The 12,380-nt window shown below is 36.1% G+C and carries 12 protein-coding genes and 1 tRNA gene; 9 read left to right on the top strand and 4 right to left on the bottom strand.

Annotated elements, in window-relative coordinates; all coding sequences use genetic code 11:
• Positions 1-15 precede the first annotated feature (15 nt).
• The 6 genes from QJV27_RS09825 (at position 16) to QJV27_RS09800 (ending at position 5,395) form a co-directional block, all read left to right on the top strand.
• A complete protein-coding gene (locus tag QJV27_RS09825; RefSeq protein WP_281448747.1) occupies positions 16-345 on the top strand; it encodes a hypothetical protein in 330 nt (109 codons plus the stop codon).
• 79 nt (positions 346-424) lie between these two features.
• On the top strand, positions 425-727 hold the full coding sequence (locus QJV27_RS09820) for a hypothetical protein (protein WP_281448746.1): 303 nt from the start codon (positions 425-427) through the stop codon (positions 725-727).
• Positions 728-819: 92 nt separating this feature from the next.
• The gene (locus QJV27_RS09815; protein WP_281448745.1) at positions 820-1,149 is read left to right on the top strand and encodes a hypothetical protein; all 330 of its coding nucleotides are present in this window, start codon (positions 820-822) and stop codon (positions 1,147-1,149) included.
• A 275-nt stretch (positions 1,150-1,424) separates the two neighbouring features.
• Positions 1,425-1,736 carry a hypothetical protein gene (locus tag QJV27_RS09810; protein ID WP_281448744.1) on the top strand — a complete coding sequence of 104 codons (312 nt, stop codon included), beginning with the start codon at positions 1,425-1,427 and terminating at the stop codon, positions 1,734-1,736.
• A gap of 162 nt (positions 1,737-1,898) precedes the next feature.
• The gene (locus tag QJV27_RS09805; RefSeq protein ID WP_281448743.1) at positions 1,899-3,209 is read left to right on the top strand and encodes an HlyD family secretion protein; all 1,311 of its coding nucleotides are present in this window, start codon (positions 1,899-1,901) and stop codon (positions 3,207-3,209) included.
• Entirely contained in the window at positions 3,206-5,395 is a 2,190-nt protein-coding gene (locus tag QJV27_RS09800) for a peptidase domain-containing ABC transporter (protein ID WP_281448742.1), read from the top strand. Before QJV27_RS09805 ends, QJV27_RS09800 begins: the two co-directional genes overlap by 4 nt.
• 85 nt (positions 5,396-5,480) lie before the next feature.
• Here QJV27_RS09800 and QJV27_RS09795 read toward each other — a convergent pair whose 3' ends face one another.
• Together QJV27_RS09795 and QJV27_RS09790 are read right to left on the bottom strand one after the other, a co-directional pair.
• Positions 5,481-5,987, bottom strand: a complete 507-nt coding sequence (locus tag QJV27_RS09795) for a hypothetical protein (RefSeq protein ID WP_281448741.1) — start codon at positions 5,985-5,987, stop codon at positions 5,481-5,483.
• An 89-nt stretch (positions 5,988-6,076) separates the two neighbouring features.
• Positions 6,077-7,408, bottom strand: coding sequence for an ammonium transporter (locus tag QJV27_RS09790; RefSeq protein WP_281449009.1), 1,332 nt, complete (start codon positions 7,406-7,408; stop codon positions 6,077-6,079).
• A 357-nt stretch (positions 7,409-7,765) separates the two neighbouring features.
• Here QJV27_RS09790 and cysE point away from each other — a divergent pair, with 357 nt between their 5' ends.
• Positions 7,766-8,602, top strand: a complete 837-nt coding sequence (gene cysE / locus QJV27_RS09785; protein ID WP_281449008.1) for a serine O-acetyltransferase — start codon at positions 7,766-7,768, stop codon at positions 8,600-8,602.
• A gap of 77 nt (positions 8,603-8,679) precedes the next feature.
• On the opposite strand, the gene QJV27_RS09780 is transcribed toward cysE, so the two are convergent.
• On the bottom strand, positions 8,680-9,816 hold the full coding sequence (locus QJV27_RS09780; protein ID WP_281448740.1) for a glycosyltransferase family 61 protein: 1,137 nt from the start codon (positions 9,814-9,816) through the stop codon (positions 8,680-8,682).
• A gap of 42 nt (positions 9,817-9,858) precedes the next feature.
• Positions 9,859-10,611, bottom strand: coding sequence for a 23S rRNA (guanosine(2251)-2'-O)-methyltransferase RlmB (gene rlmB, locus QJV27_RS09775; RefSeq protein ID WP_281448739.1), 753 nt, complete (start codon positions 10,609-10,611; stop codon positions 9,859-9,861).
• 126 nt (positions 10,612-10,737) lie between these two features.
• On the opposite strand from rlmB, the gene QJV27_RS09770 reads away from it, so the two are divergent.
• Positions 10,738-10,823 (top strand) — tRNA-Tyr (locus QJV27_RS09770).
• A 110-nt stretch (positions 10,824-10,933) separates the two neighbouring features.
• A complete protein-coding gene (locus QJV27_RS09765) occupies positions 10,934-12,019 on the top strand; it encodes a restriction endonuclease (protein WP_281448738.1) in 1,086 nt (361 codons plus the stop codon).
• Positions 12,020-12,380: the final 361 nt, after the last annotated feature.

Below are 12,380 nucleotides of genomic sequence, written 5' to 3'. Positions count from 1 at the left end.
TATTGGAGAAAATAAATGCGTGAAATTTCTACAGTCGAAATCCAATTCGTTGCTGGTGGTTTTAGTTTTGCTGGAACTGCATCTACAATCGGTTCAACTATCGGTAGTGTTGCAGACAGTTTCTTTAAACTTTTTGGCAATACCACCACTGCCCTAAGCACCTCTTTAGGTCAATTGGGTTCTGGTTTGGGTACATTGGTTGATGTAATTTTCAGTAGCTCTGGTTCATCAACTGGCAATAGCACAGCTATGGGCTCAGTATTCACTGCTGCAGGTAATATTGTTGACGGTGGCATCGGTGCTATAAATGGTTTTAAAAGTGGTTTCCAAAGTATTTTTGGTTAATACTTTGTAAAATCCTTTAAACAGCATGAATTACTTAACGCAATTTCATGCTGTTTTTTCATATATTTAGGAGAATAAAATGCGTACAATTTCTGCAATGGAAATTCAATTTGTCGCTGGTGGTTTGTTTGCTAATGTCGGACAAAGCATTGGATCAAAAATTGGTGGCGCTATTGATAGTGTTCTTAAAATTGTTGGTATTTCAACCGCACTTAGCACATCCTTTGGACAAATTGGTGCAGGTTTAGGCTACTTCGCAGATTCTTTAAACGAAGCTTTCTTTGGCAGCAAAACTGACAACCATAGTGTCGAATACTTAAACAACGCAGTAACCAACCTTCAAAATGGTATTTCAAGTTTATTTGGAAGTAAAGTTTCCTAATTTCATTTAATATAATCATTGCAAAAACGTTACGATTATATTATATTTTGTATACAATCTAGATTGTATATATTATTTTTTGGAGAATAAAAATGCGTGAAATTTCTACAAACGAAATCCAATTTGTTGCTGGTGGTCTATTTGGCTTTACTTTTAGTAGTCTTGGACAATCTATTGGTTCTGGTATTGGCGGTCTTATTGACAAAGCATTCGGCGGCACAACCGCTCTAAGCTCTTCATTGGGACAAATCGGCCAAGGTGTTGGTGCACTTTTTGATGCTCCTTTCCAACTTCTTTCAATTTCTAATGCTCTTAATACCTTAACAGGTGCTGTAAGCGACATTGGTACCGGTATTTACAATACTGGTAAAGAAATTATCTCTGGCATCGGAAGCTTAATCCCTACTACACCAGCAGCATAATAATCTTATTCTTTTCAGATAGATCTATCTGATTATTAAGATGTGGCGATGTAATATAATATTACATCGCCATTTTTTATAACAGTTAGCCAACTAATATATTATTTTACACATAATTTAACTAATAAAATTATCTAAAATCTCCATATCATTTATTTAAGCCTACAAAATATTTTATTGATATTTCGAACTTATTATGATAATCAAACATATTATTCATTCTTAAAAAAGATGAATAATACTACGAACAAAATTAGCTCTTTAGGAGAAAAAATATGCGTGAAATTTCTGTAATGGAAGTTCAATTTGTTGCTGGTGGAACAGCTGCTAGTATTGGTCTATCTATGGGCCAAGCAATTGGTAGCACCATTGATAGCTTATTCAAAATCTTTGGTTCTACAACCTCTCTTAGCACCTCTATGGGACAACTAGGTTCAGGAATTGGTTCTATTGTAGATGCTGCTACTTCTGGCGGTTCTATCGGTGACATTTTCAATAATGTTAATAGTGCAATCAACAATATTGGTGTTGGCGCAACTAACGTTTTCAATGACTTAGTAAGTGGCTTTAAAGGCATTTTTGCTTAATACATTGATAAATAATATCACCTGACTTTACAGAACCTGACTTAATTTCTTAAAGTCAGGTGACTATTGAGCCTGCCTTCTCCTCCAACGTATAATAAATATTAAAAAACTTTATAAATATTTATCCCTATCTTCACACCTAACATCAAATTAAGTACATTAATGAGCTCACTTTTTAGACCAGAAGTATTGGAAGCCAAACGCGATACATGGCTTGGTCGAGTACAAGACATTCAACCAATCCCAATTAAAATTATTTCCATTATTTCCATTGTATTTACAATAGCTGTTATTTTTTATGTATATTATGGTGGTTATACACGTAGAATTCATGCGGTTGGCAGCATGATGCCTGTTTCAGGACTAGTAACTGTCGGATCTCGTGTAAATGGAATTGTTACAGAAAAACTTGTCTCCGAAGGGCAAAATGTCGAAAAGGGGCAAAAACTTTTTGTTATCAGCTTAGAAAATGACTCTATTAGTGGTCCGACTCAAGAACAAATAAATACTATATTAAAAAAGCAAAAAGTTATTTTAATTGAGCAATATAATCTTAAAAAAAATAATGCTCCAATTGAAAAAGAAAATATTAAAAGCACACTGGCTAACCTCTATAGACAACATCAAAAAGTCAGCGCTCAAATTGAAAAAGATAATGAAATTATCCCTAAAATTTTAGCATCTTTAATGCTGATTGAAAAAGCCAAGAAATTAGCCTTAGCAACAAATTTAGAATATCAAAATCAACTCTATACCTACGCTCAAATCTTGAGTTCCCACTCACAGTTTCTACAAAGCCAAACCTCAATCGAAGGACAAATTTTAGAAAATTCTTCAAAACTTCGTCTATTCGATAGTACCCTACAACGTGATTTGTATGATATTGAACAAAAAATCAACCAAACCGAACAGCAAATCATTCAAGGTGAAAAAGACCAAACTATTGTTATTACTGCACCAACGAGTGGAACAGTCACTGCTTTACGTGGTTATGTTGGACAATTAGTTAATAATAACTCTGCTTTACTCAGTATCTTACCTAAAGGTCATCGTTTAGATGCAGAACTTTATGTTCCCAGCTCTGCTGTTGGTTTATTGAAAAAGAACGATACGGTCGTTTTAAGTTATGCAGCTTTTCCTTATCAAAAATTCGGCCTATATAAAGGCGTTGTTACAGAAATTACCTATACTCCAGTTACTTCGGAAACAATGGGTAAAGAAGATAGTGACCGTCTGAAAAATGAATTTGCCAATCCTAATACAGCTGGTGATCACACTTTATATCGTGTCAGGGTAAAACCCGATCAACAATATATTACAGGATATAAAGACCAAATATATCACCTACAAGCAGGAATGAGAGTCGAAGCAGATATCGCAATTGATTATCGTCGTTTGTATCAGTGGATGTTAAATCCATTTATCAAAGTCAAAGATACTATTAAAACAAGATTAGTTAAGCCAACACCATGATAGAAGCCCTTAAAAATTTAAAATTTGGCTTTCGCCAAACAGTTCCTGTTATCTTACAAGTAGAAGCTGCAGAATGTGGTCTAGCCTGTCTTGCAATGGTGATGGGATATTACAAAAATTACATTGATCTTGCGACATTCAGACGCAGAGAATCTATTTCGATTAAAGGAATTACCTTACAAAACATTATCGATGTTGCGCATCGTAATAATCTCTCAACGCGCCCCTTACGCTTGGATATGGAAGAGCTTAGTAAACTTAAGCTACCTTGTATCTTACATTGGAGTTTGAACCATTTTGTTGTACTAGTCAGCGTTAAAACAAATGGCATTATCATCAACGATCCAGCCCATGGGCAACGAAAAATCCTATGGGAAGAAGTTAGTAAAGAATTCACAGGCGTTGCTCTTGAATTAGCGCCTAATGAAAACTTTGTACGCAAGGATGATCGAAATAATCTTAAACTTAGAGATTTATTTAGAAGAACAGATGGATTAAAAAGTACCCTTGTTTTACTCTTTTTTGCATCCTTAGGCTTAGAAGTAATCTCGATTATTATGCCAATGGCCTCGCAGGTAATTATTGATGAAGTCATTGTTACTTTAGATAAAAATCTTCTAACGACGATTGCTATTGGGGTTGGATTACTTATCCTCTTGCAAATGGTTATCGCAACAGCTAGAACTTGGATGGTTATGCTCTTTAGCACGCGCCTAAGCGTGCAATGGAATGCGGGCCTATTCGAGCATCTTAGTCGCCTTCCTCTGGACTACTTTTTAAAACGCCATGTTGGGGACGTATTATCTCGTTTTGGTTCATTGGGTGTTATCCAAAAAACCATCACAACCGACATGGTTCAGGCAGTCATGGATGGGATTATGGCGATTGGTATGTTTATCATGCTGATTCTATATGGTCAGTGGTTAGCGCTTGTTACCCTAACTGCTGTTATTTTGGATGCGATTGCTCGATTTATTGCTTATAATCCTTATAAAAGAGCATCTGAAGAGGGCATTGTATATAGTGCTAAAAAAGACTCTCATTTCATTGAAACCCTACGTGGAATGGCCAGTATTAAATTATTGGGATTACGCGAACGTCGCCGTGCAAGATGGCTAAATCTTTTAGTAGATAGTATTAATGTCGGTTTAAAAACCCAACGCTATGACTTAATTTTTGGACGTATTAACGAAACAATCTTTGCAGCAGATCGTTTGATTTTAATGGTTGTAGGGGCTTATTTCGTTATGGACAATAAAATGTCCGTTGGGATGTTAGTTGCCTTTTTATCCTACAAGGATCAATTTACAAGCCGTATTGGCAGTTTAATCAGTGCCGCTTTTAAACTTAGAATGCTGTCTATCCAAAGTGATCGTATCTCTGATATCGTCTTAACTCCTGTTGAAAAAGATGCTACTGAGGCCTCATTAACCAATGAAAATGCGGTGGCTCCAACGCTCGAAAATCTGGACAAAAAAAGATCTTGTGAGCAACTAGAATGTGTTAATCTTGGATTCCGATATGCGCAGGCTGAGGATTGGGTATTTCAAAATGTTAATATTCAAATCCCTAAAGGTAAAAGTGTAGCTATCGTTGGACCTTCGGGCTGTGGTAAATCAACTTTGCTAAAAGCTATGATGGGGTTAACCCATCCAGAGGAAGGGGAAATCTTATTTAACGGTCGTAATATTATCAAACAATCATTAGATGTTTATCGCCAAAATATTGCTGGGGTTTTGCAAGATGACGGCTTATTTTCAGGCTCTATTGCAGATAATATCTGTGGATTTGATGATAAACCAGACCATGAACTGATCATAGACTGCGCCAAGAAAGCTGCTATTTTTGATGATATCATGGCTATGCCTATGAAATTTGAAACCTTCGTTGGAGATATGGGAAGTTCACTTTCCGGTGGTCAAAAACAAAGGGTTATTTTGGCACGTGCCTTATATCGTCAACCAGAGATCTTGTTTTTAGATGAAGCAACTAGCCACTTAGACGAATTAACAGAAGCCCACATAGCAGATACCTTAAAAAATATGCATGTTACTCGAGTTATCGTGGCCCACCGCCCTGCAACGGTTGCTCTATGCGATTTAATTATGGTGGTCGATCCTCAAACCATTAAAAAGGGTCAAATTCAGGTTATTAGAAGAGAGGATCTATATCCTGAAGAAGCTTAAAAAAAATAAATAGCGACTTTTAATTTAAAAAGCCTATTTCTTGTAAAGAAATAGGCTTTTTTTTATAATAATAATTAAACTTGTATTATTTAGAAGCCTGTCCCTTGAGATGTTTCATACATTCGCTGTAATACCCTCCCCCTTTTTGAATCCATTTTAAACCACCGTTTTTATTGGTTGCTTTATTTACTTTGTACTGATCACGACATGTGTGCATCCGTGCCGTACCATCTTTTTCCTGTGCGTATTTAGTATCCACTTTATCAGGAAATACAATATCCCCAGAAACAACTGGAGCGGTTGCAGATTTTTCTACAGAAGTCGTTTTTCCTTTATCAACCTCTTTTGAGGTAGTAGCCTGAGATGACTCTGCAGCTTTATCAACACAATGCACTGTTTTATATTCTTTAAAGTTCTTTTCTTTTAAACTTCCTGCTTTTTTAGCTGCACTAAATTGTTCATAACATGCTTTACCTTCTGTTGCAGTAGGTGCAGCAGATACTGCATTTATCCCCACCATACTACCAATCATTAGTGCGGTAATAGCTGTATATGCCCCAATTTTGGGTAAACGGAAAAACATAAATTTCATTTTAAACTGCTCCTAAATAAAACATTCAATAAGCAAATATCCAGCATTTTCAAAAATTATATGCACAATGCTGGAACTTAATACCTCCACTATGTATTAATTTGCTCATTATGCAAGACCATATCTAAACCTTCACGTTCGGAATCTTGGTCAACACGTAATCCGATTGTTGCATCGATTATTTTTAATAAAACTAAAGAGACTATACCACTCCACAGAATGGTTACTACGACAGCTTCAATCTGTGCAACTACTAACCCAAAGGAGGCTGAAATTCCTGCGGGATCTGTTTCTGTTGCTGATAATGGACCAAAAGCAAACACACCAGTTAAAATTGCTCCGATAATTCCACCAACACCATGTACACCAAAAGCATCCAACGAATCATCATACCCAAGCTTTCTTTTCAGATAAGAGCAACTCCAAAAACAAGAAACACCGCCGATAAATCCCATAACCAATGCTGGCCCTGGCATAACAAATCCAGCTGCGGGTGTAATGACAACCAATCCAGCCACTGCACCAGAAACTGTTCCCAGTACTGTTGGTTTCTTGCGCATCAACCACTCAATAGACATCCAACCAATTCCACCAGATGCAGCAGCAATTTGTGTAACCAACATAGCCATTCCAGCACGGCCATTTGCACCCAGTGCAGAACCTGCATTAAATCCAAACCAGCCGAACCACAATAGTGAAGCCCCCATCACTGCATAACCTACGTTGAAAGGCGATAAATCTCTTTTTCCGTACCCTATTCTTTTACCAACAACTAAAGCACATACTAATCCTGCAACCCCTGCATTAATATGAACAACTGTACCGCCAGCAAAATCGATTGCTCCTAATTCTGCTAACCATCCAGTTGATGTCCATACCCAATGTGCTATTGGAACATAAGAGAGTAGCCCCCAAAATATACAAAAAACACATAATGCACTAAATTTTATTCGCTCTGCTACAGAACCAGCTAAAATAGCTACTGAGATAATGATAAAAGTCATTTGAAAAACGACATATACGCTCTGAGGAATAGTCATTATCACAGGGGACGCAGTATCTGCCCCCAAAACAAAACCTTTATCAATGCCATAATGGTAACTATCTAAAATTCCATTCAACATAATTTTAGATACCCCACCAATAAAAGGGGATCCAGTCGTAAAAACGAGACTATAGCCAATCACCATCCACATAACGCTCATCAAGCAACAGATCGAAAAAGACTGCATCATTGTTGCCAAAACATTTTTTTTCCGTACCATTCCTGCATAAAATAATGCAATACCAGGAACAGTCATTAATAAAACCAAAGCAGCACTCATCAACATCCAAGCTGTATCACCTGTATCTAAGGCAGGTGATACCACCTGGGTCGCAGCATATCCATGATAAGGTAACAAACATCCCAAAAAACTTATAAAAAAGAATTTTGTAAACCGAAAAGAATTTATGTATTGCAACCTACCCCCTCCTCACTTTTTATAAAATAATCCGTAATGAAATAGACAACCTAAAAAAACAACATCAAAGTCAGATCACTTTAACTAGAACTCTGTAAAAAATTCTGAAAGTAGATAACAAAATATTGATGCGTCACTATTCAAAAAAACTATTCTGCACTATAAAATAACTAAATAAAACGATAAGTTTAAAAATACATTCAAAAAATTTCTAAAAATCCTTTAATTTTTTCTTACTATTGCATATTTACCGAGGTCATCATGAATCATTCTTTATCACGTTCCCCTCATCCGATTGTTCCTGAAAATAATGCCATGAACGATCCTAACAATATTTTAGCTAGTGGCCCCGATAGTCACGAAATTAATTTAGATGCTTTATGGGAACAAATAATTAATGAAAGCCATTCATGCTGTGATCCCTTATTGGCCAGTTTTTTTAATACGTGCATCCATAGTCATCCAAATTTTGCAACAGCACTTGCTTGCATGATTGGAAGAAAATTAGGGGATATGTCAATTTCATCCTCTGCCTTAACACAATTAGTACAAGAGGCTTATAGTGCCAGTCCATCTTTAATCTCCACAGCTGCCGCTGATTTGATTGCTGTAATGATGCGCGATGCGGCATGTTCAAATTTGGTTACTCCTTTTTTATTTTTCAAAGGTTTTCACTCTATCCAGGCACATCGTATTTCCCACTGGCTTTGGAACCATAAAAGAGATTTCTTAGCATTACATCTTCAAAGCCGTATTTCAGAAGTATTCGGTGTAGATGTTCATCCAGCCGCCAAATTCGGGCAACGGGTCATGATTGATCATGCAACTGCGGTGGTCATCGGTGAAACAGCCGTTATTGAGGATGATGTTTCAATTTTGCAAGGGGTTACCTTGGGGGGTACAGGAAAAGTAGAACAAGATCGCCATCCCAAAATTCGTCGGGGTGTCTTAATCGGTGCGGGGGCTAAAATCTTGGGAAACGTAGAAGTAGGCGAAGGAGCCAAAGTCGGTGCGGGTTCTATCGTTTTGGAACGTGTGCATCCTTATACTACAGTAGTTGGTAATCCAGCCCGACAAGTTGGGGTAAGGCACCGCGATATGCCTGGTATTTCAATGGACTTATCCCTGCCACCAATTGATTATATTATTTAGAATAAATATTTTTTGGTTAATGAAAAACATTAACCAAAAACGGATCGTGTCAAAAGATATAAGCTACTATTTTTGATTTAGGCTAATGCTTCCAACTCATCTAGCCGCATCATAACAAAGTTAACGTCCACAGGATTAACCCAATCACTTAAATGATCTGGACGATTATGATCCACCCCAGTTTCTAGCCGATCAGCCCAATAACGCAGTTTACCTTGTAAAGACATCGTTAAAAAACACGGATTATCATGATGACTGGGTATTAGTTCGTAAATTAAAGTATTTTCCTTACAAAAAGCAATATTCGATAACCCTGCACCCAACAAAGCGACAACAATTTTTGCATGCTGAAAAATAATAATTTGTTGATCAATGGTATATTGCTCGGGATCCAAGATAAAATAACCACGCTGTTTTAACGCAGCTATCAACTCTGACTCGTTACGCAAATGTCGGTGTTGTTTGGTTGCTCGGCTAATGTATATTTTATCGTGACATAATTCAGACGTAACTGGAATAGCAACATTTTCCACCATCGCAGCATATGCCTGGACAGATATTTTTGAATTAACAAAATCTGCCTCACCAGTCGCAAGTTCATAATAATCCAATATACTAAAAGCATATTGCTTGTCTTTCTTTATTTCAACGCACTGTGAAAAATCGATACCCAATAATTCTAGCGTACGGCGCTGCCATACTGTCAATTCAGCAGGAATAAGATACTTTCCCTGCACGCCAGATAATTTTGCTGCATAAAAAGCGGGTATTGCATGGGCTAACCAATGAAAATAATTATCTTCCCAGTGATCAAAGCAACTAAAGACAATTCCTTGCGCTTCGTAAGAAATAAGGTGCTCAGGACGCACGGATAGAGACTTTAATAAATCACCATTGATATAGTGACTGCTGTCGATAATTGCTTTTCCATCTTTAAAAAAAACTTTGTAATATGAATCTAAAACAATATTTTTTAATCGATAGCGATAAATCGGTTTAGCAGCGCTTTTCCAATTAAAAAAAGGATAATAATGCTGATTAGATAAGTTTTGCACACCTGGCCATACTAACTGTCCATCGCATAATTCACAATATTCAACTTCTTTTTGTTCAATGGCAACTTGATGTAGATATAAATCTTGTGATGTCGATTTAATACTAATTTTCTTAGAGTTATATTTCTTTTTGAAATATTTTTTAATAATGGAAAACACTCAATTAAACCCTCTAAATTAGTATTTAAATATGCTTGTAATTTAAAAAAAACTACGTGTTATTTCGTATAAAGCAATAGCACCTGCTACAGAAACATTCAAACTGTCAATATCACCTGTCATACGTAAGCTAGCAATCTCATCACAATTCTTTTTTGTTAATTGCCTGATTCCAGCTCCTTCTGCGCCCAGCACCAAAACAATACGACGGTTAACATAATCCGCGCCGTTGAGTAAATTACCATGTGCGTCCAAGCCAACAATCCATAACCCTTGCTCTTTTAATTTACCCAATTCCCTTGATAAATTCACTGCACGTAAAATCGGTATGATATCTAATCCACCAGAAGCTGCCTTAGCCATAACTCCATTCTCATCTGGCGAATGGCGATCTTGTAAAATAACCCCTGCAGCACCAAAAGCCACTGCTGATCGCAAGATTGCCCCAATGTTCCTAGGATCAGTAACTTGGTCAAGCATTAAAATAGGGCCTGGACGGTCTAGCATCTCATCAATACTTGCACCGCCTAAAGGCATTACGTGCAATGCCAAACCTTGATGCACGGCATCTTTTCCACAAATTTTATCCAATGTAAGACGATCAACGATATCGTGACTAATTTTTAAAGGAATGCCTAATTTTTCTATCAAATTTGTATAAGCATCAGATGTAGCCACTAAACGCATTTTCTGGCGCTTACGATTTACCAACGCAGCATGTACAGCATGCAAACCATACAACCAAAACCCACCTTTAATTGTAAAATTTGTGTTAATATTGGTTTGTCTACTCATGAATCGTCAATCTTTACATAATTTAAAAATAGAACATTATAAAAAATCATAAAAATTCTCCAGAGAAATTTTATTATCTTATTGACAATGGGTCAATTAACCTGTTATTAACCTCATATCTTTTACGGAGGGGTGCCCGAGTGGCTAAAGGGGGCGGACTGTAAATCCGCTGACGTACGTCTACGTTGGTTCGAATCCAACCCCCTCCACCATCCTGATACATCATCAGTTGACCGATAAATATTCCTCAATTTAATAGTATCAATCTTTGATCAGCATCGCCTTTTTATCAATTCCATATAATAAAACAAAGACACTTTCAATGAAAAATAACTATAAATTTTGGGGTATTCATATGGGAATACATGTTGGAAGTGAGCCTATAGAAAAAAATTACGTAGCGATCGGCTGGCAATTAATGGGGGATTTAAGGTTAATCGAAAATAATCGTGATGATTTTAAATTCAAACTAAAAGAAATAGAACCCAATTCAAGCGATGCATCTATCAGAAGTCAAATTGGTAGCGTATATCGGTTTGTGCATGAAATCAAAATTGGGGATTATATCATATATCCATGTAAAGCAGATCGGTTAATATATATAGGTCAAATTACCAGTGATTATTATTATGATAATAATAAACAAAATGATAACGATGATCATGAACTTTATCCCAATAAACGTGCTGTTAAATGGCTGATGAACAATGGAATTCCTAGAAGTCAATTTCCACAAAATATATTAAATACGATAGGCTCTTTTATGACTTTATTCGAAATTAAAGATGAAGCCGCATTGTATTTTTCTGAATTACTCAGTACAAATTGTAACAATCTAAGCAAACAAATCCTCCCCTCACCTCAGGATTACACAGAAACATCCATAGATGAAAATGAAGATGAAGAGATAATAAAGGATACTGTTAATATTACTCAGCAATCTACTGAGGATTTTATCATTAAAAGATTATACAAAAAACTAAGCCCAACGGAATTTGAGTTTTTTATCGCTCATTTATTAGAATGTATGGGATATGTAGCAAGAGTTACACAGCAATCTCGTGACGGTGGGGTTGATATTATCGTTCATAAAGATCAATTAGGATTCGAACCTCCAATTATCAAAGTACAATGTAAGCATACAACCGATAAAAGCACCTTACCTCAAATTAATCAATTACTAGGCACTTTATCTCAGAATGAATATGCTTTGTTCGTCAATTTAGGTAGCTATACCTCTGACGCAAAACAAAAGGCGTTAAATGAGTCTAGACTTCGACTGATTGATGGACAAGAAATTGTGAAATTAATATATAATTTTTATGATTCATTTCTTCCTAAATATAGAGTCATCATTCCTCTAAAACAGGTATTTATCCCCAATCTTCCAGAAAATGAAAATCTTTAAAGAAGTCGCAATAAAAAAACAATCACCAATACTCATATATTTCAACGCATTATACGCACATATTTCATCTATAATCCATAGACAACTCCACAATCGATAGTACAATATTATTTATATTCTGTTTATAAATTCTAAATTCTGTACATAGATAAATTCTCTATAGAGCCTAGAATTCCTTGATTCTACCGATGATTTTCGTACCAATTCAGAGCTTCTTGCACCGTATAATGGTTATCTTTTACATAAAATCAAAAATTATTCAGACTTTATCAACAAAGTTATCCACAGAAGAACCTTTGCATAATATACTTTAATTTTTGAATCATATATCCATAATAATAAAAATATCCAAACGATTTAA

This window comes from Commensalibacter oyaizuii (assembly GCF_029953265.1).
In the GTDB taxonomy this organism is placed as follows: Bacteria; Pseudomonadota; Alphaproteobacteria; order Acetobacterales; family Acetobacteraceae; genus Commensalibacter; species Commensalibacter oyaizuii.
Note: the sequence above shows the minus strand (reverse complement) of the source record. Positions and strands in the feature narration are given on the sequence as shown.